Raw genomic sequence first — 24,329 nt, forward strand, 5'->3', positions numbered from 1 at the left:
ATGGACTTCGGACTCGTCCTGCAGACCGACCCGCCGGCCTCGAAGGTCGTCAGCCTGATGAAGCGCGCCGAGCGCAACGGCTTCACCTACGGCTGGACCTTCGACTCCGCGGTGCTCTGGCAGGAACCGTTCGTGATCTACAGTCAGATCCTCGCCAACACCACGAAGTTGACGGTCGGCCCCATGGTCACCAACCCGGGCACCCGCACCTGGGAGGTCACCGCCTCGACCTTCGCCACCCTCAACGACATGTTCGGCAACCGCACCGTCTGCGGCATCGGCCGTGGCGACTCCGCGATGCGCGTCGCGGGCCGCACCCCGAACACCCTGGCCCGCATCAGCGAGGCCATGAAGGTCATCCGCGCCCTCGGCTCCGGCCAGGAGGCCGACCTCGGCGGCACGGTCATCAAGTTCCCCTGGATCAAGGAGGACGCCGAACTCCCCGTATGGATGGCGGCGTACGGGCCCAAGGCGCTGAAGATGACCGGGGAGGAGGCCGACGGGTTCATCCTCCAGCTCGCCGACCTGTATCTCACCGAGTACATGGTCAAGGCGGTGAAGGACGCGGCGATCGCCGCCGGCCGCGACCCGTCCGAGGTCAAGATCTGTGTCGCCGCCCCCGCCTACGTCACCGAGGACGACTCACCCGAGGCGCTCGCCCACGCGCGCGAACAGTGCCGCTGGTTCGGCGGGATGGTCGGCAACCACGTCGCCGACCTGGTGTCGAAGTACGGCGAGCACTCGGCCGCCGTACCGGACGAACTCACGGACTACATCAAGGCCCGTGAGGGGTACGACTATTCGCATCACGGGCGCGCCGACAACCCGGACACCGCGTTCGTGCCGGACGAGATCGTCGACCGGTTCTGCATCATCGGACCCGTCGAGAAGCACATCGAGAAGCTCAACGCCCTGCGCGAGCTGGGCGTCGACCAGTTCGCCGTCTACGACATGCACGACGCGCAGGAGACGACCATCGACGCGTACGGCGCGAAGGTGATCCCCGCCGTCAACGCCTGAGCCCCACCTCTCCGACCCCCCACACCTTGACACCCCCTTCCCACCGTCCTGGGGAGGGGGCCCAAGGCCCCCGCACGGCCTCTCCCGTCCCGCTCACTGATTGGCCTGCCCATGACCGACACAGTCCCCACGGGGTCGCACATAGCCCAGTCCGCCGACGCCGGCGGCCGTATCGAACTCAGCCCCGAGGCCTTCCCCGCCGAGAGCCCCTTCGCCAACGAGGACCTGCGGCCCGTACCGGTCTCCGAACGCAAGTGGACGACGTACAACTTCGCGGCCCTGTGGATCTCCATGGCCCACTGCATCCCCAGCTGGACCCTGGCCTCCGGCCTGGTCGCGCTCGGGATGGACTGGAAGCAGGCGGTGTTCACCATCGCCCTGGCCAACGTCATCGTGCTGCTGCCGATGCTCGCGACCGGGCACGCCGGACCCAAGTACGGCATCCCCTTCCCGGTGCTGGCGCGTGCCTCCTTCGGGCTGCGCGGCGCCAACATCCCGGCGCTGATCCGGGCGGCCGTCGCCTGCGGCTGGTTCGGCATCCAGACCTGGATCGGCGGCAGCGGCGTCTTCGCCCTCGGCTCCAAACTCACCGGCGGGCACTGGGAGAACGCGGGGAAGATCGCCGGGAACCCATGGCCGCTGTGGCTGTGCTTCCTGCTGTTCTGGGCCTTGCAGATCGCGATCATCTACCGCGGCATGGACTTCCTGCGGCACTTCGAGAACTGGGCCGCGCCCTTCGTGATCGTCGGCGCGCTGGTGCTGCTGGTGTGGATCGCGGTCAAGGCGGACGGCTTCGGCGCGCTGCTCGACCAGCCGTCGAAGCTGGGCTGGGGTCCTGACTTCTGGCCGGTCTTCTTCCCGTCACTGATGGGCATGATCGGCTTCTGGGCGACGCTGTCGCTGAACATCCCCGACTTCACCCGCTTCGGCGCCAGCCAGAAGGCGCAGACCTGGGGGCAGTCCCTCGGCCTGCCGACCACCATGACCCTCTTCGCGGTCCTCGCGGTGCTGGTCACCTCCGGCTCCGAGGTCGTCTACGGCGAGGCGATCTGGGACCCGGTCACCCTCGCCGCCAAGACGGACAACGCCTTCGGACTGCTCTTCGCACTCGTCATCGTGCTGGTCGCGACCATCTCGGTGAACATCGCGGCGAACGTGGTCTCCCCGGCGTACGACCTCGCGAACCTCGCGCCGAAGCTCATCAACTTCCGTACGGGCGCGCTGATCACGGGTGTCGTCGGCATCCTGATCTTCCCGTGGAAGCTGATCTCGACGCCGGAGTTCTACATCTTCACCTGGCTCGGCGTGGTCGGCGGTCTGCTCGGCACGGTCGCGGGCATCCTCATCGCCGACTACTGGATCGTGCGCCGTACGGTCCTGCACCTGGCGGACCTGTACACGCCGGGCGGCCGTTACTGGTACTCCAACGGCTGGAACTGGCGGGCGATCCTCGCCTTCGTCGTCGGCGGTCTGCTCGCGGTCGGCGGCTCCTACTCCGGCGTCGGCGCCGACGGTTCCAAGACGGGACCGTTCCCGACCGACGGACTGATCCCGTTCCTCAAGCCGCTGGCCGACTACGGCTGGGCCGTGGGCCTCGGAGCCTCGCTGGTGCTGTACGTCGCGCTGATGCTGCCGCTGGGGAGGGAGCAGGAGAGCGTCTGACAGGCAGGCATGGCGTCGGAGGGCGGCCGTTTGAGCCACTGGCCTACTGGCCTACTGGCCTATTGGCCGCCCTCCAGCGCCGCCACCGCGTCCTTCGCCGCCTTGATGGCGCCCTTGTTGATGACGTCGGTGTCGGGTGCCTTCTTCGACTCGAAGTCGCTGCCGTTGTACGTGACGACCACCAGCGCGTTGGACGCCTGGACGATCACCACGCCCTCGCGCGTCTGCTGCTTGTCCTCCGTGGTGAGGTTCACGACGGAGTAGGCCTGGTTGCCGAGGCCCGGGACGGCCCCGCCGCCGCTCTTCTCCTCGATGCGCTGCTTGTACGTCTTCGCCGCCGACTCGTCCGAGTCCGTGATCTCGTACGACACGTCGAGCCAGCGGTAGTCGTAGCCCTTGAGCGCGTTCCAGGAGCAGGTGCGGCGGAGTTTCGTGTCCGTCGACGGGATCTCCTTGCCGGCCGTCTTGGCGCCCGGGACCAGCGACTTGATGTTCTTCACCGTGATGCTGCCGCAGGGGGCGGGCGAGGCGGCGTACGTCTTCGAGGCCGCCGCGGTGGCGGGGGCCGACGCGGACTTGGTGCCGCCGCCATCGCCGCCATCCGGCGCGGACTCGTGGTCGCCGGTGGAGGCGGGGCCGGACGACAGCGTCCAGCCGACGGCGGCGAGCACGACGACCGGCGACAGACGTGCGGTCAGGGCGAGCGGCAGGGGCAGGGAACGCACAGGCGCACTTCTCGTGGGGGATGGGTGCGGAACGGGTCCGCACAGCGGACGGGGGCGGCGCGGGCTTCGCGGGGGCGCCCGCACGGTGGACGGGAGGCGGTGCGGAGGGTGTCCGCACTGTGGACGGGACGCCAGTGTCACACGAGTCCCTGTGGGGCGGTAGTGCCAACTCGCTCCGTGCATGTGCGGTGACTGAGGCCCGTGGTTGACGCACACCAGACGCGCCGAGTGTCCTGTTATGTCCGTGCGGTTCATGCCCCTGCGCTTCATGTCCGTGCGATGTCGTGGTGGAACGCCGACTCGATCCGGTCGACGGCGAGGAACGCTCCGTACGACACGAGGTGCACGAGGCAGCGGTCGGTGTGTTCCGGCCGGCGCCACGCCGCCACGTCCTCGTCCGTGATCCGGTACGGCGCCAGCGCGGCCAGCAGCACGAGCCGCGCCCCGGGCCGCTCGTCCCGGCCGGGGACCCCGGGGAGGGCGAGCGAGGGGTGCTCCCCGTCCCAGTCCTGAAGAACCTCCTCGACCACGTCCTGGTCCTCGCGGGTGAGGAAGCCCGCGCCCGCCATGGCGGCCCTGAGCAGCGCCGCGTACGCGACACCGACGGGTGTGCCGCCCGCCCACGCGGGGGCCTCGCCGGGGTCGGGGCGGTCGAGCAGCGGGAGACTCTCGCCGGGCACGGCGGTGCGGCGTACGGTCCGGGCGAGGGTGCGGCCCGCGAGACTGCGTACCGTGCGGTACCGCTGGAGGTTGCCCGGCAGCATCTTCTCGGTCAGCAGGGCGGACACGACGCGGTTGATGAAGTGGAAGGCGAGCACGGTGCCGAGATAGCCCGGGGCGTCCTCGCGGGAGAAGGGCAGGGATCCGTCGCCGAAGGCCGCGCCGGGCACCCTGGTCCGCCTGCCCCAGTCCAGCACGCGCGCGTGCTCCACGTTCTGCGGCTGATGACCCTTGGCGATGCGCTCGGCCAGGGCGTGGTCGCCGGTCGCGTGCAGCAGCACGGTGTGCGCGTCCACGCAGAACGGACACCTGTTGGCGAGCGACACCCCGAGCGCGGCCAGCTCCTTGCCGGTACGGCCGCCGGGGCCGGCGATCAGGGACTCGCGCGTCAATGCCCAGGTGGCGGCGAGGAGTTCCGGTGCGGAGGACAGCACCACGAAGGTGGGCGGCTCGTCGATGCCGAAGTCGCGGGAGAGTTGCGCGTAGACGGCAGCGGTGTGTCCGGTGGCCGCCTTGGGCGGCAGGGGCTCGGTGTAGCGAAATGAGGTGGACATGGGCGACAGCGTGCGCCGGGGACGGGGCTGCGGTCGTCGTACGGCGGAAGGGAGTTGCCGCTGCGACGCCGAGGTGGGAGGGGGTGTCGGACTACTACGGGGGGAGTAGGCGTGGAGTTGTCCACAGGGCTGACGCGGGTGTCGGAACGGCGGTCTAGTGTGCGGACATGAGCGGGATCCAGGGTGGGGCGGCTGTAGGTACGGGGTTAGGGACGGCCGACGGGATGGCCGTAGGTACGGCGTCAGGGATGGCCTCAGGAGCGACAACGGGGATGACGGGGGCGGGCGCAGGCGCGGGCGCGGGCGCCGGGCCGGGTACGCGGGTAGCCCTGCGTGAGCGCCTCGTCGATGTGATCCTCGCGGTCCTCGTCGGCACCCTCGTCGGGGTCACGGCGGCCTTCGACGCGGACACGACCGTCGCCGACTACGCGCTGATCGGCGTCGCGTCGGCCGTCCTGGCGCTGTACCGCACGGCCCCCAGGGCGGTGCTGGCCGTGGCGACGGTGAGCGGCGCGGCGTACGTCGTGCATGCTCACCCGGGGCCGCCTGCCGCCCTCCCCGTCATCGCCGCGAGCCACGTGGCGGCCCGCGTGGGGCACCGCGCGTGGGCGGCCGTAGCGGGCGGGGTGTTCCTGGTGGCGTATCTCGCGACCGGCCCGACGACGCGGCAGATCGTCGAGCAGGCCGCGCTGCTCATGGGCTGGTTCTTGTGCGCGGTCGTGACAGGCCTGGCCGACCGCAACTGGCAGGCCTACCTCCGTCAGACGGAACAGCGCGCCTTGGAGGCGGAACGCACGCGCGAGGAGGTCGCGCTGCGCCGCGCGGGCGAGGAACGGCTGCGCATCGCAAGGGAGTTGCACGACTCCCTGACCCACAGCATCTCGATCGTCAAGCTCCAGGCGGGCGTGGCGGTGCACTTGGCGCGCAAGCGTGGCGAGGAGGTACCAGAGGCTTTGCTCGCCATCCAGGAGGCGAGCGGCGAGGCCATGCGCGAACTCCGGGCCACGCTGGAGGTGCTGCGCACCGACGAGCCCACGGGAACGCCGGCGGTGCTGGTGGAGCGGGCGCGGGCGGCAGGCCTGGCGGTGGAGCTGACCGTGGAGGGCGAGGAGAAGCCGTTGAGGGCGACGGTCGACCGGGCGGTGTACCGCATCGTCCAGGAGGCGCTGACGAACGCGGCGCGGCATGCGGGGGCGGCGAAGGTGGGCGTGCGGCTGGCCTACGGGGAGGAGTGCGTGACGGTGGTGGTGGAGGACGACGGCAACGCCGACCCGAGCCGCCCGGTGACGCCCGGCATCGGCCTGCGGGGCATGCATGAACGCGTCTCGGCACTGGGCGGCACGTTGATCGCCGCTCCCCGGGCCGAGGGCGGTTTCCGCGTGCGGGCCGAGCTGCCGTTGGAGGTGGCCGCGTGATCCGGGTGGCCCTCGTCGACGACCAGGCCCTCATGCGCGCCGGCTTCCGGGCGTTGCTCGACGCCGAGGACGGTATCGAGGTGGTGGGGGAGGCGGCGGACGGGGAACGGGGCGTGGAGCTGGTGCGCGCGGAGGTGCCGGACGTCGCGCTGATCGACGTGCAGATGCCGGTGATGACGGGCATCGAGGCGACGCGGCGCATCGCGGCGGACTCGGCGCTGGCGGCCGTCCGGGTCGTGATCCTCACCAACTACGGCCTGGACGAGTACGTCTTCGAGGCGCTGCGGGCGGGGGCGAGCGGCTTCCTCCTCAAAGACACGGAACCGGCGGAGCTGTTGCAGGCGATCGAGGTGGTGGCTCAGGGGGAAGCCCTGCTGTCCCCCTCGATCACCCGCACCCTCATCGGCGAGTTCGTCTCCCGCCCACCCGACCGCACCACCGCCCCCGGCCTGGAATGCCTCACCCGCCGCGAACTGGAGGTCACCGCACTGGCCGCGCGCGGCCTCAGCAACGAGGAGATCGCCGAACACATGGTGATCAGCCCGTTCACGGCGAAGACCCATGTGAGCCGGGCGATGACGAAGCTGGGGGCACGGGACCGGGCCCAGTTGGTGGTGTTCGCGTACGAGTCGGGGCTGGTGACGGCCCGGGGCACCTGATGACGGGCGGTTCAGTCGCTCTGCCTGTGTTTCGTAAGCACCGTCACTGATGTCGCATACACGCCCTGTTGCGTGGGCCGACGCAGATGAGCAGGCTGTGGCGATGACCCATACGAGGCCGTCGCAACAGCCCGCTGTCCATAAGGAGATCCTGGCCTACTACGCCCGCGGCAAGGAGGATGCGCGCCTCAGAGAAGGCGGCGCACCGGCAGGGCGGCTGGAGTTCTGGCGGACGCAGGACGTGCTGCGGCGGCTGCTGCCCGCGGCGCCCGCGCGCGTGCTGGACGTCGGCGGCGGCAGCGGTGTCCATGCCGAGTGGCTCGCGGCCGACGGCCACGAGGTCCACCTCGTCGACCCCGTGCCGCTCCACGTGGCACAGGCCTCCCGGCTGCCGGGTGTCACCGCCTTCATCGGGGACGCCCGTGACCTGTCGGCCGAGGACGCCGCCTACGACGTGGTGCTGATGCTCGGCCCGCTCTACCACCTTCCCGAACGGGGGGACCGAGTCCGCGCGTTGGCCGAGGCGCGGCGCGTGGTCAAGCCGGGCGGGCTGGTGATCGCGGCCACCATCAATCGCTACGCGCAACTGCACGACCTGCTGCGTGAGGAGCGCTACTTCACCCCCCTCAACCGCGAACGCACCGACGCCGTACTGGACGACGGCCGCCACCCCTACCACGAGGAGGGCTTCTTCACGGTCGCTCACTTCGCCCAACCCGAGGAGGTGCCCGGCGAGTTCGCCGACGCGGGGCTCACCGTCGACCGCCAGTACGGCGTCGAGGGCGTCGCCTGGCTCATGAACGGCGTCGAGAACTGGCTGGACGACCCCGAGCGACGCGCCGCCGTCCTGGGCGCGACCCGGCGCATCGAGTCGGAACCGGCATTGCTCGGCGCGAGCGGTCATCTGCTGACGGCGGGGCGACGGGCGGCCTAGCGCAGGGGCACGGATGCATACGATCATCGGACCGTCGCCGCGCTGGGAGGATTCCGCTCGTGTTCACCACCCGCCCCACCCTCCAGGGCACCTTCGGCATGGTCTCCTCCACGCACTGGCTGGCCTCGCAGTCGGCGATGGCGGTCTTGGAGGACGGTGGTAATGCCTTTGACGCCGCCGTGGCGGGGGCGTTCGTGTTGCATGTCGTGGAGCCGCATCTCAACGGGCCCGCCGGGGAGGTGCCGATCCTGCTCGCGCCCGCCGGTGGGGACGTGCGTGTGTTGTGTGGGCAGGGAGTTGCCCCCGCCGGGGCCACCGTCACGCATTACAAGTCGCTCGGGCTCGACTTCGTCCCCGGCACCGGGCCCCTCGCCGCCGCCGTCCCCGGTGCCTTCGATGCCTGGACGGTGTTGCTGCGGGACCACGGCACCAAGTCCCTCGCCGATGTCCTCAAGTACGCCATCGGGTACGCCGAGGACGGCCACGCGCCCGTGGAGAGCGTCGGCGCCACCGTCGAGACCGTACGGGAACTGTTCGAGACGGAGTGGACCTCTTCGGCGGAGGTGTATCTGCCGGGTGGGAAGGCTCCGAAGGCCGGTGAGCTGTTCCGGAATCCCGCCCTCGCCGCTACCTGGAGGCGGCTGCTCGACGAGGTCGGCGGGGCCGGTGACCGGGTCGCGCAGATCGAGGCCGCGCGGGAGGTGTGGCGTACCGGGTTCATAGGCCAGGCGCTCGTGCGGCAGGCCGCGCGGCCCACCCTGGACACCAGCGGGGAGCGGCACACCGGGACGCTGACCGCCGACGACCTCGCCGGGTGGTCCGCGACCTACGAGGCGCCGGCGACGTACGACTGGAACGGCTGGACCCTGTGCAAGGCCGGGCCCTGGAGTCAGGGGCCGGTGCTGTTGCAGCAGCTCGCCCTGCTGCCCGCCGAGCTTCCGGCATACGGCTCCGCCGAGTACGTGCATCTGCTCATCGAGGGCTGCAAGCTCGCCATGGCCGACCGGGAGGCCTGGTACGGGGACGCCGGTGAGGTGCCCCTCGGGGAGCTGCTGTCGGACGCGTACAACGCCGGGCGGCGGGGGCTCGTGGGGGAGAAGGCCTCGTACGAGCTGCGGCCCGGGAGCCCCGGCGGGCGGGCGCCCCGGCTGTGTGCCCAGGCGCAGCTGGTGGTGTCCGACGATCCGGAGTTCAGTCCCATGGGCGTCGGCGAGCCGACCGTCGCGAAGCCGCCGACCTCGCCGGTGCCGGGGGAGCCCGGTGTCGGCGCCGACGGTGCCACCCGCGGCGACACCTGCCACCTCGACGTCGTCGACCGGTGGGGCAACATGGTCGCCGCCACGCCCAGCGGCGGCTGGCTCCAGTCCAACCCCGTCGTGCCCGAACTCGGCTTCCCGCTCGGCACCCGGCTCCAGATGACCTGGCTGGAGGAGGGGCTCCCCAACTCGCTCACGCCCGGGCGGCGGCCCCGGACCACTCTCACGCCCTCCCTCGCGCTGCGTGACGGGGTGCCCGTCATGGCCTTCGGCACGCCCGGCGGGGACCAGCAGGACCAGTGGCAGCTGCACTTCTTCCTCGCCGTCGCGCTGCGGCCGGCGGTGCGGGGCGGGCTCGATCTGCAAGGCGCCGTCGACGCCCCGAACTGGCACAACGACAGCTTCCCCGGCTCCTTCTACCCGCGCGGGATGCGGCCCGGGAGCGTCACGGTCGAGGCGCGCATGGACGCGGAGGTTGTTGACGAGCTGCGGCGGCGCGGGCATGACGTGACCGTGGGGGACGCCTGGTCGGAGGGGCGGCTGTGCGCCGTGGCGCGGGACCCGGAGACCGGCGTGCTGTCGGCGGCGGCCAACCCGCGCGGGATGCAGGGATACGCCGTAGGGCGATGAGCCCCGGGCCTGGGCCTGGCCAGGGCCTGAGCCTGGGCTTGCGCTTTCGTGAGTTCATCCCGATTCCATCCGGCATCCACCCGCCGGGCGGGGATTGTCAGTGGCGCGTGCTCTCATGGAGCCATGATCGAAGACACGGAAACCATCGACGAGTTTCTCGCCCGCCACTCGGCCGACGTGGAAGAGGCGGTCCGCAAGGCCGCCGCGGCCGAGATCATGCCCCGCTTCCGAAGGCTCGCCGCCCACGAGGTCGACGAGAAGAGCGGACCGCACGACTTGGTGACCGACGCCGACCGGCTCGCCGAGCAGTATCTGACCGAGGCGCTGAGCGCGCTGCTGCCCGGCTCGGTCGTGGTCGGCGAGGAGGCGGTGCACGCCGACCCGGCCTCGTACGAGGCGATACGCGGCGACGCCCCGGTCTGGATCGTCGACCCGGTCGACGGGACACGCCAGTTCGTGCACGGCGACCCCGGCTTCTGCACGCTGATCGCGCTGGCGCAGGGCGGCGTTGTGCGCGCCTCGTGGACGTACGCGGCCGCCCGCGACCAACTGGCCACGGCCGTACGGGGCCAGGGCGCGTTCCTCGACGGGGAGCGGCTGTTCGCCGGGCCGCCCGAGCCCGGCCGCGATCTCGAAGTGGCCACGTCCCACCCGGACTACACGACGGACGAGCAGAAGCACGCCCTGCGCGGCCTGTGGAGGGACGGACTCGCGCCGCGGCCCTGTGGCTCGGCCGGACTGGAGTATCTGGCCATCGCCCGCGGGCAGTTGGACGCCACCGCGTTCTCCTGGGAGGCCGCATGGGATCACGCCGCCGGGCTGCTCTTCGTCGAGGAGGCGGGCGGCGCCCACCTCACCCGTGACGGCGAGCCGTTCCGCATCACCGGCGGCAACACCCTGCCGTTCACCGCCGCCAGGGACACGGCGACGGCCCGGCGCATCGCGGAGGTGCTGGCGGGCACGGTCTGAAGTCCAGCGGGGCACGAGGGGCGGCTGGTCGGATGACGGGTATGGGGTGAAGGCCGGCCCTCGCGTGGACACGCGGAACCAGCCCCGCAGGTGTGAACCGCGCGGACATCCCGCACCGCCGAACCGCCCCCGCGCCCCGGCTCTGTCAGTACCCCGTCATATCCTGATCCAGTGGCCATCGGCTGACGAAGGGGTCCGAAGGTGCCGTCGATGCTCGATGTGGTCGTGGTGGGTGCGGGGCCGAACGGACTGACGGCTGCCGTGGAGCTGGCCCGCCGCGGCTTCTCCGTGGCCGTCTTCGAGGCGCGCGACACCGTCGGCGGAGGAGCCCGCACCGAGGAACTCACCCTCCCCGGCTTCCGGCACGACCCGTGCAGCGCGGCCCACCCCCTCGGCATCAACTCCCCGGCGTTCCGCGCCCTGCCCCTGGAGCGCTACGGCCTGGAGTGGCTGCAGCCCGAGCTGCCCATGGCGCACCCCTTCACCGACGGCACCGCCGCCGTGCTGTCCCGCTCGGTCGCCGAGACGGCGGCCTCCTTCGGGGCGCGTGACGCGGGGGCGTACCGCAGGCTCGTCGAGCCGTTCCTGCCCCAGTGGGACACTCTTGCCCGCGACTTCATGTCCCTGCCGCTGACCGCGCTGCCCCGCGACCCGGTCACCCTCGCCCGGTTCGGGCTCGTCGGGCTGCCGCCGTCGACCTGGCTGATGCGCCGCTTCCGCGACGAGCGGGCCAAGGCCCTGTTCTCCGGTCTCGTCGCCCATGTCATGGCCCCCCTGTCCGGCTTCGCCACCGGCGCCATCGGCCTGGTCTTCGCCCTCGCCGCGCACGCCCGGGGCTGGCCCGTCGCCCGCGGCGGCTCCCAGTCGATCTCCGACGCGCTCGCCGCGTACCTCAAGGACCTCGGTGGCACCGTCCACACGGACTACGAGGTCAAGCGCCTCGACGACCTGCCGCCCGCGCGCGCGTACGTCTTCGACACCTCGCCCACCGCCCTCGCCCGGATCGCCGGCCTCGGCCGCTACTACGACGGCTACCGGTACGGCCCGGGCGTCTTCAAGGTCGACTACGCGCTCGACGGCCCGGTGCCCTGGACCGCGCCGGAGGCCCGCGTCGCCGGAACCGTGCAGATCGGGGCGAGCAGCGCGGAGATCGGCACGGCGCTGCGGGCCGCGTCCCGGGAGGGCCGGGCCCCCGACAAGCCGTTCATGATCACCGTGCAGCCGGGTGTCGTCGACCCCGACCGGGCCCCCGAGGGCAAGCAGGTCTTCTGGGCCTACGGCCATGTCCCCAGCGGCTGGGACGGCGACCTCACCGACGCCCTCGAACGCCAACTGGAGCGCTTCGCCCCGGGGTTCCGCGACCGGGTGCTGGCCCGCGCCACCGCGGGACCGCCCGAACTCGCCGCCCGCAACGCCAACTACGTCGGTGGCGACATCGGCTCCGGAGCGGTCACCGGCCTCCAGATCCTGCTGCGCCCCAAGCTCTCCCTGTTCCCGTACGGCACCCCGCACCCGGCCGTCTTCATCTGCTCCTCGGCCACCCCGCCGGGCCCGGGTGTGCACGGCATGTCGGGGCACAACGCGGCGAAGGCGGTCTGGCGACGGCTGCGGCAGCAGCAGGCGTGACCCCGACGCGGCGGGCGCGGAATTTACACCGTCGCGTTGCCTACGGAGCGTCAAATCCTGTGTTTTCTTTGTCACTTGTCTTACCTGACGCAAGGTCACTGAAAGTTCAAACATGGCGAGTACTGTGCGCTCATGAAAGATCGGACAGCGGCCCTCCGCTTCCACTCCCGGTTAGCCGTGCACCCCGCCGACCTGGCCCGACTCGTCAGGGCACCCGCCGCGCTGAGCGTCCCCGGTGACGTGATCGCGGGAGCAGTCGCCGCAGGACGCCCGTCAACTCCCCGCACCCTCGCGGCCATCGGCTCCTCCATCTGCCTCTACTGGGCCGGCATGGCCCTCAACGACTACGCCGACGCCACCGTCGACGCCGTGGAACGCCCCCAGCGCCCCATCCCCTCGGGCCGCGTCCCGCGCCGCACCGCACTCGCCGTCGCCGGCGGCCTCACCGCCGCCGGGCTCGGCCTCGCCACCGCCGCGGGCGGACGACGCAGCCTGCTGGGCGCGCTGCCGCTGACGGCTGCGGTCTGGGCGTACGACCTGAAGCTCAAGTCGACCCCGGCGGGCCCGGCCGCGATGGCGGCGGCCCGGACGCTGAACGTCCTGACCGGGGCACTGCTCCCGGGTCCCGACGCCGCTCCCGCCACCGGCAGGCTGCGCCGTGCCGCCGTACCGGCCGCCCTGGTCGGCGTCCACACCGGCACGCTGATGGCCCTCAGCCGGCACGAGATCGCGGGCGCCCCCGCCCGGGTCCCGGCCACCACCCTCGCCGCCTCCACGGCGACGGCCCTGGCCGCGGCGCTCCCGACGACGGTCCGCCCGACGCCGGACCATGCCACGGGAAGGCTCCGCACCGGCCTCGCCACCACCGGCGCGCTCGCCTACCTCGGCTCCTACGGCCTCGCCCAGGCCCGTGCCGTACAGGAGCCGTCCGGCGAGAACGTCCGACGGGCCGTGGGCGCCGGAATCCTCGGGCTGATGCCGCTCCAGGCGGCCCTCACCGCGCGCGCCGGCGCCCCGGCCCTCGCCGCGACCCTCGGCGTCGTGCACCCCCTCGCACGACGCCTGGCCCGGCGCATATCCCCCACCTGAGCAACCGTCACACCGTCGTGTGAGGAACCGGCAGCATGAGACCAACCCCCACGCCCCTCGTAGCCACCCCCACGCCCCTCGTAGCCACCCCCACGCCCCTCGTCGTCACCCCCACGCCCATCGAAGTCGCCCCCACACCCCTCAGGTTCGGCTACGGCACCAACGGCTTCGCCCACCACCGTCTGACCGACGTCCTCGTCGTCCTCGCCGACCTCGGCTACGACGGTGTCGCCCTGACCCTGGACCACGGCCACCTCGACCCGTACGCCGACGACCTGCCCCGGCAGGTCACCGCCCTGTCCCGCGCCCTCGCCCGGCACGGCCTGGACGTCACCGTCGAGACCGGCGCCCCCTACTTCCTCGACCCCTGGGGCAAGCATCTCCCGACCCTGATGTCGGAGGGCGCCGAACGCCGGATCGACCTGCTGGAACGCGCCCTGCGCATCGCGGCCGACCTCGGCTCGCCCACCGTCCACCTGTGCAGCGGTCCCGCCCCGGAGGGACTCGCCGAGCAGGACGTGTGGAAGCGGCTCGCGGCCGGTGTCGAGTCGGTGCTGGCGACGGCCGAGACGTACGGCGTGGCGCTGGCCTTCGAGCCGGAGCCCTACATGTTCGTCGACACCGTCGAACGCTGTCTGCGGCTGGCCGAACTCGTCGGCGGGCACGAGCTGTTCGGGATCACCCTGGATATCGGGCACGCCCACTGCGTCGAGGAACACCCGGTGCTCGACTGTGTGCGGCTGGCCGCGCCCCGGCTGCTCAACGTGCAGATCGAGGACATGCGGCGCGGTGTCCACCAGCATCTCGAATTCGGCACCGGAGAGATCGACTTCCCGCCCGTGCTCGCGGCCCTGCGCGACCTCGGGCACCAGGGTCTGGTCTCCGTCGAGATCCAGGGCGGCGCGCTCGACGCACCCGACGTCGCCCGCCGCTCCATCGAGTTCCTGCGCGCGGTCGCCGCGTAGCTGAGCTCCTCCATCCCAGAAGCCGCGTAGCTCAGCCTTCTCCACCTCAGAGGCCGCATAGCCGAGCCTTCTCCACCCCGGAGGCCGCTCAGCCGAGCCATCTCCACCCCGGAGAAGGAACCCCCACCCCAACCCCCACCCCCACCCCAACCCCCACTCCTCCAACCCCCCAGGAGGCTGCTGCCCCATGCTCCCCCCGCCCATCACGGCCCCCGACCCCCGCCCCACGCTGGACGATCCGGCCCGCACCTGGCTGGCCGAGGCCACCGCGAGGATCGCGAGCGATCCCGGCGCGATCCGAAGACTCTTCCCCGCCGCGCGGAGACGTTGTGGCCGCACCCGTCTGGACGCCCACTGGACCGTCGACGAGGCCGTCCGCGCCGTCCTCCTCACCGCGCTGCCCCTGCGCGGCCGGGCCCTCGCCGACGAGGTCGCCGGGCTGTACCGGCACGGCGACCCGGCCGAACAGCGGGCCGTGCTCGGCGCGTTGCCGCTCCTCGACCTCGGAGACCTCGCGCTGCCCCTCGTCCGGGAAGCCCTGCGCGGCAACGACAACTCGCTCATCGAGGCCGCCCTCGGCCCGTACGCCACCGAGCACCTCCCGGACGGCGAGTTCCGGCAGGCCGTGTTGAAGTGCGTCTTCTGTGAGGTCCCGCTCGGCCGGGTGCACGGGCTGACGGCCCGCGCCGACCACGAACTGGCCCGGATGCTGGCCGACTTCGCCCACGAGCGGCTCGCCGCGGGACGGGACGTACCCGACGACATCCGGCCCGTCGTCCGCGCCTTCCCCGGCGTGATCGGCGAGGAAGTCCAGCACGCATTCATGGAAGAGAGCTGAGCCGTGCGCATCTTCGACCCCCACATCCACATGACGTCCCGCACCACCGACGACTACGAGGCCATGTACGCGGCCGGAGTGCGCGCCGTCGTCGAGCCCGCCTTCTGGCTGGGCCAGCCGCGCACCTCGCCGGAGAGCTTCTACGACTACTTCGACGGGCTGCTCGGCTGGGAGCCGTACCGGGCCGCCCAGTTCGGCATCCAGCACTTCTGCACGATCGCCCTCAACCCGAAGGAGGCGAACGACCCGCGCTGCACCCCGGTCCTGGACGAACTCGACCGCTACCTCGCCAAGGACCGGGTCGTCGCCGTCGGCGAGATCGGCTACGACTCGATGACTCCCGAGGAGGATGAGGCACTCGCCCGCCAGCTCCAACTCGCCGTCGAGCACGGCCTCCCCGCCCTCGTGCACACCCCGCACCGCGACAAGGCCGCGGGCACGAAGCGGACCCTCGACGTCGTCCGGGAGTCGGGCATCGCGCCCGAACTCGTCGTCCTCGACCACCTCAACGAGCTCACCGTCGGCATGGTCCTGGACAGCGGCTGCTGGGCCGGGTTCTCGATCTACCCGAGGACCAAGATGAGCGAGGACCGGATGGTCGAGATCCTCAAGGCGCACGGCACCGACCGCGTCCTCGTGAACTCGGCGGCGGACTGGGGACGTTCGGACCCGCTGAAGACCCGCAGGACGGCGGACGCGATGCTCGCGGAGGGCTTCGACGACGACACCGTGGACCAGGTCCTGTGGCGCAACCCCGTCGCCTTCTACGGGCAGAGCGGACGGCTCGAACTGGACGAGCCGAAGCCGGACGAGGAGGCCACTTTCGAGGGCAACTCCATCCGGCGCGGGGGAGCGTGAGCGGGTATGCGCCTCCTGCATCCGGACGGGACGACCGTCCACCTCGGCTACTGCAGCAACGTTCACCAGGCGGAGGACCTGGAGGGCGTGATCGCCCAACTCGCCACCTATGCCGAGCCGGTGCGCGAGCGGCTAGGCGTCGACCGGCTCGGCATCGGGCTGTGGCTGGCACGCGAAGTCGTCACCGAACTCACGGCCGACGACAGCGCGTTGGCCCGGCTGAAGTCCGAACTCCGGACGCGTGGGCTGGAGACGGTCACCCTCAACGCCTTCCCGTACGCCGGTTTTCACCGCGAGGTCGTCAAGAAGGACGTCTACCTCCCCGACTGGGCGGACGAGGCGCGACTGGACTACACGCTCGACTGCGCCCGGGTGCTCGCCGAGCTCCTTCCGGACGACGCCGAGCGGGGCAGCGTCTCCACGCTGCCGCTGGCCTGGCGCACCCCATGGCCGCAGGAGCGGGCCGACGACGCCCGGCGCGCCCTGGACCGGCTCACCGCCGGGCTCACTGACCTGGAAGCACGGACCGGCCGCCGGGTGCGGGTGGGCTTCGAGCCCGAGCCGGGCTGCGTCGTGGAGACCACCGCGCAGGCGGTACGGGCGCTCGGCGGCCTCGACCCCGACCGGCTCGGCGTCTGCCTCGACGCCTGCCATCTCGCCGTCCAGTTCGAGGACCCGGCCGCGGCCCTGCGCCGGCTCGCGGACGCCGGACTGCCCGTGGTGAAACTCCAGGCGTCCTGCGCGGTGGAGGCCACGGACCCGGCGGACCCGGCCGCCCGTACCGCCCTGCGACGGCTCGCCGAGCCACGGTTCCTGCACCAGACGAGAACGCGGACGGCACAGGAGATCCAGGGCGTCGACGACCTCCCCGACGCCCTCGACGGCGCGCTCCCCATCCACACCGGCCCCTGGCGCGTCCACTTCCACGCCCCGCTGCACACCGCGCCGGAGCCACCCCTGCGCAGCACGGCCGACCAGCTCGACGAGGTGCTCGCCGGACTCCTCGGCGGCCCCGCCGCCGTCACCGACCACATCGAGGTCGAGACCTACACCTGGTCCGTCCTTCCCGAACCCCCCACCGACCTGCCCGGCGGCATCGCCGCCGAACTCGCCTGGGCCCGCGACCGGTTGACCGGCCTCGGCCTCAAGGAGGAACCGTCATGACCAGCGCAGCAGAACCCCCCGCGCCCGAGCAGTCGAACGCGCCCGCCCCCCGCCTCGTCGTCCTCGACATAGTCGGCCTCACCCCCAACCTCCTGCGCCACATGCCCGCCGTGGCCGCCCTCGGCGACCGCGGCTTCCAGGCCCGGCTCGACCCGGTGCTGCCCGCCGTGACCTGCACCGTCCAGTCCACGTTCCTGACCGGCGAGAAGCCGGCCGGTCACGGTGCCGTCGGCAACGGCTGGTACTTCCGCGACCTCGGCGAGGTCCTGCTGTGGCGCCAGCACAACGCGCTCGTCGGCGGCGAGAAGATCTGGGAGACGGCCCGCAGGGCGAACCCCGACTACACGGTCGCCAACATCTGCTGGTGGTACGCCATGGGCGCCGACGTCGACTGGACCGTCACCCCGCGCCCGGTCTACTACTCGGACGGCCGCAAGGAACCCGACTGCTACACCTGGCCGCCCGCCCTGCACGACGAACTCACCGACCGGCTCGGCCCGTTCCCCCTCTTCACCTACTGGGGCCCGAACGCCGGCCTGCCCTCCACCCAGTGGATCCTCGGCGCCGCCCGCCAGGTCTTCGACGAGAAGCAGCCCGACCTCACCCTCGTCTACATCCCCCATCTCGACTACGAGCCCCAGCGCTCCGGCCCCGACTCGCCCGAGACGATCCGCGAGGCCCGCCAACTCGACGACGCCCTGCGCCCGTTGATCGAGCACTTCCTGCGCGAGGGCGCCACCGTCGTGGCCCTCAGCGAGTACGGCATCGCCCCCGCCTCCCGGCCCGTCGACATCAACCGCGCCCTGCGCGGCGCGGGCCTGCTGGAGGTCCACACCCAGGACGGCATGGAATACCTGGACCCCTGGACCTCGCGCGCCTTCGCGGTCGCCGACCACCAGATCGCCCACGTGTACGTCAAGGACCCGGCCGACACCGACGAGGTCGCGAAGATCGTCCGTGAACTCGACGGCGTGGCCCAGGTGTTGGACGAGAAGGGCAAGCAGGCGCACGGCCTCGACCACGAACGCTCCGGAGAGCTCGTCGCCGTCGCCGACCCCGACGCCTGGTTCACGTACTACTACTGGCTCGACGACGACCGCGCCCCCGACTTCGCCCGCCAGGTCGAGATCCACCGCAAGCCCGGCTACGACCCCGCCGAGCTGCTGTACGACGAGACGGTCCCGGCCGTGAAACTGCGTGCCGTCGGCCAGGTGGCCCGCAAGAAGCTCGGCATGCGCTACCGCATCCGCACGGTGCCCCTCGACCCGTCCGGCGTCCGCGGCAGCCACGGCCGCCTCCCCGACGACCCCCGCCACGGCCCCGTACTCCTGTGCTCGCGGGCGGAACCGGCACGGGAGGCGTACGCGGCGACCGAGGTGAAGTCCCTGCTCCTCACCCTCGCCGGCCTGAACGAAGACGGGACCCTCGCCGGACGGGACGAAGACGAACCTCTCACCGGGCTGAACGAAGACGAGACCCCCGCAGGACCGAACGACGGTGAAAGCGAGCCGGACGCATGAGCCACCCGCCCCTCCCCACCGCCCGCCCCCTCCTCGACCCGGCCCCCGAGTACGCCAAGTGGCTGCAGGAGCCGATCAGTCGGGTCACCGTCTGGGGCGAGAACAGCCCCTGGCTCGTCACCCGGCACGAGGACGCCCGGGCCGTGCTCGCCGACCCCCGCTTCAGCGCCGACACCACCCGCGAGGGCTTCCCCGGGCTCAGCCCGTTCGTGCCGCCGCGCGGACCGGGCCAGTTCTTCGTGATGGACCCGCCCGACCACACCCGGCTGCGGCGCACCGTCATCCCCGACTTCACGTTCCGCCGGATCGAGCGACTGCGCCCCGCCATCGCCGGCATCTGCGCGGACCTCCTCGACGCGATGACCGCGGACGGCGCCACCGAGGCCGACCTGGTGGCCGCCTACGCGCTGCCGCAGCCGACGCGGGTGATCTGCGCCCTGCTCGGAGTGCCGTACGACGACCACGACTTCTTCCACCAACAGGTCCGTGCCCTCACCGACTTCGCCTCCGGCCGCCCGGAGCGGATGATGGCCGCCCGCCAGGCCCTCCACGGCTACCTCGGTGACCTGCTGGCCGCCCGGACCAGGGAGCCCGCCGACGACCTGATCTCGCGGCTGGCGACCGAGCGGGTGGCGACCGGCGAGATCAGTCCCGAGGAAGCGGTCGGGGTCGCGGCCCTGCTGCTGGTCGCGGGTCACGAGACCACGGCGAACATGTTCCCGCTGGCCGTCGTCACCCTGCTGCGCCACCCCGAGCAGCTCGCCGCGCTCAGGGCGGACGCGGACCTGTGGCCGGCCGCCGTGGAGGAACTCCTGCGCTATCTGACCGTCGTCCACCAGGGGATGCGGCGCATCGCGACGGAGGACGTCGAGCTCGGCGGCGTACGGATCAGGGCGGGGGACGGTGTGGTCGTGGCGCTCCAGGCGGCCAACCGGGACCCGTCGGTCTACGCGGACCCGGACGTGTTCGACATCGGCCGGGACAGCGGCGGGCATCTCGCCTTCGGGCACGGCCTGCACCAGTGCGTCGGCCAGTCCCTCGCCCGCGCCGAACTCCAGATCGGGCTGCCCGTGCTCTTCGACCGGCTGCCCGGGCTGCGGCTCGCGGCGCCGGCGGAGGGCCTCCCGCCGGCGCGGTCCGTCATCCACGGGCTGGGGGCGCTGCCCGTGGCATGGTGAGCCGCCTCGGGCCAGAGTGGGTCCCATGACCGAGACCACCATCACGCTCGTCCAGGGCGACATCACGCGCGAGAGCGTCGACGCGATCGTCAACGCGGCCAACTCCTCCCTCCTCGGCGGGGGAGGAGTCGACGGCGCCATCCACCGGCGCGGCGGCCCGGCGATCCTCGCGGAGTGCCGCGCGCTGCGCGCCTCGCGGTACGGCAAGGGGCTGCCGACGGGCCAGGCGGTCGCCACCACGGCCGGGGAACTGGACGCGCGGTGGGTGATCCACACGGTCGGCCCGGTGTTCAGCGCGAGCGAGGACCGCTCCGACCTGCTCGCCTCCTGCTACCGGGAATCGCTGAAGGTCGCCGACGAGCTCGGCGCCCGTACGGTCGCGTTCCCGGCGATCTCCACCGGCGTCTACCGCTGGCCGATGGACGACGCGGCCCGCATCGCCGTGGAGACGGTGCGGGCCGCGCGGACCTCGGTGACGGAGGTGAGGTTCGTCCTCTTCGGCGAGCAGGCGTACGAGGTGTTCGCCGCGCAGGCCGGCTGATCAGGCCACGGGAACGTCCGGCAGGTCCGGCACCAAGCCGCCGAGCAGCCCCGTGATGAGGCCGAGCACGGGCGACAGGAGCCCGGTCACGGCGCTCAGCACCCCGCCGAGGTCCAGCGAGGTCAGCGAGCTGAGCAGACTGTTGACCGCGGTCTGCACCTGGGTGATGAGGTCGTCCACGGGGTCGGCGGCCCGGGTCACGGTCCGGTTCGCGGAGGTGTCGAGGCCGCGCAGCCGCTCCTGGACGGTGGCGCCCCAGGCGCGGATCTCCGCCGCGTACGAGGTGGCCGCGGCCGGGTCGAGCCGGGCACCGTCCGCCACGGCCGGGTCGAGCCGCGTGCCGTCCGCCAGGGCCGGGTCGAGCCGCGTGCCGACCGACGCGGGATCGAGACGGGTGCCGTCCGGCAGGGTGCTCTCCTCCAGCAGCGAGTCCAGGAACGTGTCCATCCCGGCGTCGGCCCGCACAGCCGCCTCCGCGATGCTCGGGCCCGGCACGGCCCGGCCCACGTCACCGACGGCGGCGGCGGTGCCGGCCTGGCCGAAGACGAGGGCGGCGCAGACCAGGGGCGGCACGAGGAGGCCGCGGGAGACAAGGGCGCGCATGAAGTTCCTTTCGAAGCGCTCGAAAACTGCAGTCCTTGCGCCCACCGTGAGAACGGGTCAGACGCCCCGCAAACCGAACAAGCGACCCCACGGCCCGCCCGCGCCCTCGGAGTCGTCACCCTGACCAGGCTGTTTCGCCGCCGCGGCAGCGCCATCCGGGTACCGCGTCACGTTCGCCCGTCAGAGTGCGACATGCGCCGCGCGCCGTCCGGCCCGATCATGGAACCCCCTGTCGCGGAGAACGGGAGGTGCCCGTGGGGACGGACCCCCCTCTCCCGCGGACCCTGCTGTCCGCGCACGTCGACGCGCTTCCGGTAGGCGCGGGCGGGGCTCTGGGGCGGGAGTACCGGCTGCTGCGGGACATCGTCGAGGGCGGCTCGGCGGCCGTCGCCGTCCTGGACACGCGGCTGCGCTATGTGTACGTCAATCCCCACATGGCCCGGATCAACGGCGTACCGGTGCGCGAGCACCTGGGCCGCACCCTCACCGAGGTCATGCCCGGCGTGGAGCGGCCCGTCGACGTGCCCCTGGCGGTGCTGCGCGACGGCCGGCCCCGTGACGTCGTCGTCTCCGGCAGCATGGGCACCGGCGCCCACCGGGTGCGCCGGGCGTGGCAGTGCACGTACCACCGGCGCCACGACGAGCGGGGCGAGGTGATCGGCCTGGTCGCCGTCGGCGTGGAGGTGACCGAGCCGCGCCGCTACGTCACCGAGCTGGAGCGGGCCCACGGCCGGATGGCGATGATCCACGCGGCCACCCTGCGCATCGGCACCACGCTCGACCTGGAGCGGACCTGCCGGGAACTCGTCGACTTCGTGGTGCGGGACCTGGCGGACGGCGCGTCCGTCGACCTGGTGGTCGATGACGGCCCGCCGGGACCGCCGCCCGGCGGGGTGGTACGGCTGCGGCGCGCCGCCGTGAGCCGCAGCCCGGAGCTGGACCGGCGGCTCGGCAGACCGCCGGTGCTGGGCGAGGTCAACGAGCACGGCCCGGCGTCCCCCGTGCGGCGGGTCCTGGAACGCGGCCGACCGCTGCTGACCACCGTGCCCGGCAGACGCCCACCGGGGCTGCGCGGCCCGTACGCGGACCGGCTGGCGGAGTACCGGGCCGCCGGCATCCACTCCGGCCTCGTCGTGCCGCTCACCACCGACTCCCGGCGCGTGGGCGTCCTCGCCATGGTCCGGGCGGGCTCCTCACCGGCCTTCACGGTGGAGGACGGCGTGGTCGCCCAGGAACTCGCCGGCCGCGCCTCCCGCGCCCTGGAACGCGCCCGGCACTACGCCCGCGAGCACACCATGGCGCTTGAGCTCCAGCGGGCCCTGCTCAGCGAGCCGACCCTCCCGCACCCAGACCTGGAGACCGCCTCCCGCTATCTCCCCGCCGACGACAGCGCGGTGGTGGGCGGCGACTGGTACGACTCGCTGGCGCTTCCGCAGGGCCGCAACCTGCTCGTCATCGGCGACGTGATGGGCCACGGGGTGGAGGCGGCCGTGGCGATGAGCCACTACCGGTCCATGCTCCGCGCCCTCGCCTCCTCCCCGGGCCTGCCGCTCCACGAGATCCTGCACGCCGCCGACCACATGATCGCCGCGTCCGGCTTCGACCGCGTCGCCACCTGCCTGCTCGCCCTCGGCGACCCGGCCACCGACACGATCAGCTACGCCAACGCCGGCCATCTGCCCCCGCTGCGGATCACCCCCGAGGGCCACGTGGAACTGGTCCCGCTCCCCGCCGGCCCCCCTCTGGGCACCGGCCTCGGCGCCTACGAGACCGTCACCCGCCCCGACATGCCCGGCGGCACCCTGCTCCTCTACACCGACGGCCTGGTGGAACGCCGCGACGAGGACATCGACACGTCCCTCAGCCGCCTGACCGACCTACGCCTGCCGCCCGGCGGCGACCTGGACGAGATCCTCGACGGCATCCTGGCCCATGCGGCAACGGGCTCGGTCCACGACGACATCGCTCTGCTGGCGGCTCGGGCGCTGGGGGTGTGAGGCGGGGCCGTCGGGGTGGCCCGGACGCGACTGACACCGGGTGCGCGCCGCGGTCGGAGCGCCTCGCCGCACCCGCTTCAGAAAACCGCGGCAGCGCACGGCACCCGCTGCCTCAGCGCGCCCCCGCACCCCGCGCCCGCCGCACCCCCAGCGCCACCACCGGCCCGCACGCCAGCAGCACCGCCAACACCCCGTACCCGTACGTCAGTGTCGCCGCCGAGGCCACCCCCGCGAGCAGCAACGGCCCACCCGCATCGCCCAGTTCACGGCCCAGTTCGGCCGCGCCCATGGTCTGGCCCAGCCGTTCCCGAGGTGTCGACGCGGCGAGGGCGGCGAAGCCCAGCGGGGTGATCAGGCCCGTGCCCGCGCCGACGAGCGCGGCGGCGAGCAGGATGCCCGTCAGGCCCGGCAGCATCGCGCAGGCCAGCCCCGCCGCCGCGAGCAGCAGCCCGGCGGTCAGTCCGCCCCGCGTGCTGATCCGCCCCGCGTCCAACGCCCGCCCCGCCCTCGGCTGGACGACCGCCGCGCACGCGGCCAGCACCGACACCGCCGCCCCGGTCGCCACCGTCCCCAGCCCGGCCACCGCCCCCGACACCGGCAGGAACCCGACGCCCACCGACAACGCGGCGGTCGCCCCGGCCAGCGCGGCCGTCGGCACCAGGAAGGCCGGATCGGCCAGCCGGCGCGCCAGGTCCAGCACCGTCTGCCGGGCCCGGGGGAGCGGCGGTACGACCGGGACGGCGATCAGCGCCCACAGCGCCACCGCCGCGCCCAGCACGGCGAGCACGGTGAACAGCAGCCGCAGCCCGCCCGCCCACACCAGCACCCCGCCGAGCAGCGGGCCCAGCGTGTAGCCGATCGACTTGTAGAAGCCGTAACTCCCGAACGCCCGCCCGTGCTTGGCCGCCGGATTCAGCCGGGCCACCAGCGCCGACGCGGCGGGGGAGAAGGCGGAGGCGGCCGCCCCCTGACCGAGCCGCGCGGCCCACAGCCACCCCGGACTGTCGGCGAGGGCGTACAGCGCGGACGCCACGGCGAACGCCACCAGCCCGCCCAGCAGCACCGGCCGCGCCCCCACCCGGTCGGCGATCGTGCCGAACAGCGGCTTCAGCAGTACCTCGGCACCGTCGTACAGCGCGAGCAGTCCGCCCAGGACGAGCAGCGAGGTGACCGCGTCGTCGGTGTCGGCGCCGAGGTTCGCGGCGATGCCGTGCGCGCCGAACGCGGTGGTGAAACCGGCCGCGTACAGCGGCCACATGCGGTGCGCGGAAGGCGTTTCGGTCGGCGGTGCCGCTGAGGCCCGGCCGCCTGGAGCGTGACCCACGCGGGGTACCTTACCCACCGCACACGAACCGAGGGAGGCCTGGCGATCCGGGCCGGTGCAGCCAGTGCGAGGTTGATGTCGG

21 protein-coding genes are annotated in these 24,329 nt (G+C 72.7%); 17 read left to right on the forward strand and 4 right to left on the reverse strand.

Going from position 1 to position 24,329, the window contains the following annotated elements; translation table 11 throughout:
• Nucleotides 1–1,020: a TIGR03842 family LLM class F420-dependent oxidoreductase gene (locus CRP56_RS33890; protein WP_097270534.1), complete on the forward strand. Its 1,020-nt coding sequence runs from the start codon at nt 1–3 to the stop codon at nt 1,018–1,020.
• A gap of 111 nt (nt 1,021–1,131) precedes the next feature.
• Nucleotides 1,132–2,682, forward strand: coding sequence for an NCS1 family nucleobase:cation symporter-1 (locus tag CRP56_RS33895; RefSeq protein ID WP_097270536.1), 1,551 nt, complete (start codon nt 1,132–1,134; stop codon nt 2,680–2,682).
• 59 nt (nt 2,683–2,741) lie between these two features.
• On the opposite strand, the gene CRP56_RS33900 is transcribed toward CRP56_RS33895, so the two are convergent.
• On the reverse strand, nt 2,742–3,407 hold the full coding sequence (locus CRP56_RS33900; protein WP_097270538.1) for a hypothetical protein: 666 nt from the start codon (nt 3,405–3,407) through the stop codon (nt 2,742–2,744).
• Between the two features lie 266 nt (nt 3,408–3,673).
• Nucleotides 3,674–4,681, reverse strand: coding sequence for a carboxymuconolactone decarboxylase family protein (locus tag CRP56_RS33905; RefSeq protein ID WP_097270540.1), 1,008 nt, complete (start codon nt 4,679–4,681; stop codon nt 3,674–3,676).
• A gap of 272 nt (nt 4,682–4,953) precedes the next feature.
• On the opposite strand from CRP56_RS33905, the gene CRP56_RS33910 reads away from it, so the two are divergent.
• From CRP56_RS33910 to CRP56_RS33975, 14 genes are all read left to right on the forward strand, one after another.
• A complete protein-coding gene (locus CRP56_RS33910) occupies nt 4,954–6,096 on the forward strand; it encodes a sensor histidine kinase (protein ID WP_097270542.1) in 1,143 nt (380 codons plus the stop codon).
• A complete protein-coding gene (locus CRP56_RS33915) occupies nt 6,093–6,755 on the forward strand; it encodes a response regulator (protein WP_097270544.1) in 663 nt (220 codons plus the stop codon). The genes CRP56_RS33910 and CRP56_RS33915 overlap by 4 nt, the downstream gene beginning before the upstream one ends.
• A gap of 103 nt (nt 6,756–6,858) precedes the next feature.
• Entirely contained in the window at nt 6,859–7,689 is an 831-nt protein-coding gene (locus CRP56_RS33920) for a class I SAM-dependent methyltransferase (RefSeq protein ID WP_097274714.1), read from the forward strand.
• Nucleotides 7,690–7,748: 59 nt separating this feature from the next.
• A complete protein-coding gene (locus CRP56_RS33925; RefSeq protein ID WP_179851187.1) occupies nt 7,749–9,575 on the forward strand; it encodes a gamma-glutamyltransferase family protein in 1,827 nt (608 codons plus the stop codon).
• Nucleotides 9,576–9,698: 123 nt separating this feature from the next.
• Nucleotides 9,699–10,544 (forward strand): inositol monophosphatase family protein, encoded by an 846-nt coding sequence (locus CRP56_RS33930; protein ID WP_097270546.1) that lies wholly within the window; start codon nt 9,699–9,701, stop codon nt 10,542–10,544.
• A 210-nt stretch (nt 10,545–10,754) separates the two neighbouring features.
• Entirely contained in the window at nt 10,755–12,170 is a 1,416-nt protein-coding gene (locus CRP56_RS33935) for a phytoene desaturase family protein (RefSeq protein WP_097270548.1), read from the forward strand.
• Between the two features lie 132 nt (nt 12,171–12,302).
• On the forward strand, nt 12,303–13,259 hold the full coding sequence (locus CRP56_RS33940; protein WP_179851188.1) for an SCO3242 family prenyltransferase: 957 nt from the start codon (nt 12,303–12,305) through the stop codon (nt 13,257–13,259).
• A 35-nt stretch (nt 13,260–13,294) separates the two neighbouring features.
• Nucleotides 13,295–14,224: a sugar phosphate isomerase/epimerase family protein gene (locus CRP56_RS33945; protein WP_097270552.1), complete on the forward strand. Its 930-nt coding sequence runs from the start codon at nt 13,295–13,297 to the stop codon at nt 14,222–14,224.
• A gap of 187 nt (nt 14,225–14,411) precedes the next feature.
• Nucleotides 14,412–15,062, forward strand: a complete 651-nt coding sequence (locus tag CRP56_RS33950) for an EboA domain-containing protein (protein WP_179851189.1) — start codon at nt 14,412–14,414, stop codon at nt 15,060–15,062.
• 3 nt (nt 15,063–15,065) lie between these two features.
• Nucleotides 15,066–15,920: a TatD family hydrolase gene (locus tag CRP56_RS33955; RefSeq protein ID WP_097270554.1), complete on the forward strand. Its 855-nt coding sequence runs from the start codon at nt 15,066–15,068 to the stop codon at nt 15,918–15,920.
• A gap of 6 nt (nt 15,921–15,926) precedes the next feature.
• On the forward strand, nt 15,927–17,084 hold the full coding sequence (eboE, locus tag CRP56_RS33960; protein WP_097270557.1) for a metabolite traffic protein EboE: 1,158 nt from the start codon (nt 15,927–15,929) through the stop codon (nt 17,082–17,084).
• On the forward strand, nt 17,081–18,604 hold the full coding sequence (locus CRP56_RS33965; RefSeq protein WP_097270559.1) for an alkaline phosphatase family protein: 1,524 nt from the start codon (nt 17,081–17,083) through the stop codon (nt 18,602–18,604). The genes eboE and CRP56_RS33965 overlap by 4 nt, the downstream gene beginning before the upstream one ends.
• Nucleotides 18,601–19,782, forward strand: a complete 1,182-nt coding sequence (locus CRP56_RS33970; RefSeq protein ID WP_097270561.1) for a cytochrome P450 — start codon at nt 18,601–18,603, stop codon at nt 19,780–19,782. The genes CRP56_RS33965 and CRP56_RS33970 overlap by 4 nt, the downstream gene beginning before the upstream one ends.
• A 25-nt stretch (nt 19,783–19,807) precedes the next feature.
• Nucleotides 19,808–20,323, forward strand: coding sequence for an O-acetyl-ADP-ribose deacetylase (locus CRP56_RS33975; protein WP_097270563.1), 516 nt, complete (start codon nt 19,808–19,810; stop codon nt 20,321–20,323).
• On the opposite strand, the gene CRP56_RS33980 is transcribed toward CRP56_RS33975, so the two are convergent.
• Nucleotides 20,324–20,926 carry a hypothetical protein gene (locus CRP56_RS33980; RefSeq protein ID WP_097270565.1) on the reverse strand — a complete coding sequence of 201 codons (603 nt, stop codon included), beginning with the start codon at nt 20,924–20,926 and terminating at the stop codon, nt 20,324–20,326. It abuts the gene before it with no gap.
• Nucleotides 20,927–21,180: 254 nt separating this feature from the next.
• Between CRP56_RS33980 and CRP56_RS33985 the strand changes: the two genes are divergently transcribed.
• Nucleotides 21,181–22,923 carry a SpoIIE family protein phosphatase gene (locus CRP56_RS33985; protein ID WP_097270567.1) on the forward strand — a complete coding sequence of 581 codons (1,743 nt, stop codon included), beginning with the start codon at nt 21,181–21,183 and terminating at the stop codon, nt 22,921–22,923.
• A gap of 112 nt (nt 22,924–23,035) precedes the next feature.
• Here CRP56_RS33985 and CRP56_RS33990 read toward each other — a convergent pair whose 3' ends face one another.
• Entirely contained in the window at nt 23,036–24,181 is a 1,146-nt protein-coding gene (locus CRP56_RS33990; protein WP_097270569.1) for an MFS transporter, read from the reverse strand.
• Nucleotides 24,182–24,329 lie beyond the last annotated feature (148 nt).

Origin of the sequence: Streptomyces sp. TLI_55 (genome assembly GCF_900206255.1) — a bacterium.
Taxonomy (GTDB): domain Bacteria; phylum Actinomycetota; class Actinomycetes; order Streptomycetales; family Streptomycetaceae; genus Streptomyces; species Streptomyces aquilus.

Coding starts and splice junctions, on each gene's coding strand:
- eboE (WP_097270557.1), top strand. CDS start 15,927: ATGCGCCTCCTGCATCCGGACGGGACGACCGTCCACCTCGGCTACTGC.
- CRP56_RS33890 (WP_097270534.1), top strand. CDS start 1: ATGGACTTCGGACTCGTCCTGCAGACCGACCCGCCGGCCTCGAAGGTC.
- CRP56_RS33940 (WP_179851188.1), top strand. CDS start 12,303: ATGAAAGATCGGACAGCGGCCCTCCGCTTCCACTCCCGGTTAGCCGTG.
- CRP56_RS33990 (WP_097270569.1), bottom strand. CDS start 24,181: ATGTGGCCGCTGTACGCGGCCGGTTTCACCACCGCGTTCGGCGCGCAC.
- CRP56_RS33975 (WP_097270563.1), top strand. CDS start 19,808: ATGACCGAGACCACCATCACGCTCGTCCAGGGCGACATCACGCGCGAG.
- CRP56_RS33895 (WP_097270536.1), top strand. CDS start 1,132: ATGACCGACACAGTCCCCACGGGGTCGCACATAGCCCAGTCCGCCGAC.
- CRP56_RS33945 (WP_097270552.1), top strand. CDS start 13,295: ATGAGACCAACCCCCACGCCCCTCGTAGCCACCCCCACGCCCCTCGTA.
- CRP56_RS33970 (WP_097270561.1), top strand. CDS start 18,601: ATGAGCCACCCGCCCCTCCCCACCGCCCGCCCCCTCCTCGACCCGGCC.
- CRP56_RS33920 (WP_097274714.1), top strand. CDS start 6,859: ATGACCCATACGAGGCCGTCGCAACAGCCCGCTGTCCATAAGGAGATC.
- CRP56_RS33980 (WP_097270565.1), bottom strand. CDS start 20,926: ATGCGCGCCCTTGTCTCCCGCGGCCTCCTCGTGCCGCCCCTGGTCTGC.
- CRP56_RS33950 (WP_179851189.1), top strand. CDS start 14,412: ATGCTCCCCCCGCCCATCACGGCCCCCGACCCCCGCCCCACGCTGGAC.
- CRP56_RS33935 (WP_097270548.1), top strand. CDS start 10,755: ATGCTCGATGTGGTCGTGGTGGGTGCGGGGCCGAACGGACTGACGGCT.
- CRP56_RS33965 (WP_097270559.1), top strand. CDS start 17,081: ATGACCAGCGCAGCAGAACCCCCCGCGCCCGAGCAGTCGAACGCGCCC.
- CRP56_RS33930 (WP_097270546.1), top strand. CDS start 9,699: ATGATCGAAGACACGGAAACCATCGACGAGTTTCTCGCCCGCCACTCG.
- CRP56_RS33905 (WP_097270540.1), bottom strand. CDS start 4,681: ATGTCCACCTCATTTCGCTACACCGAGCCCCTGCCGCCCAAGGCGGCC.
- CRP56_RS33910 (WP_097270542.1), top strand. CDS start 4,954: ATGACGGGGGCGGGCGCAGGCGCGGGCGCGGGCGCCGGGCCGGGTACG.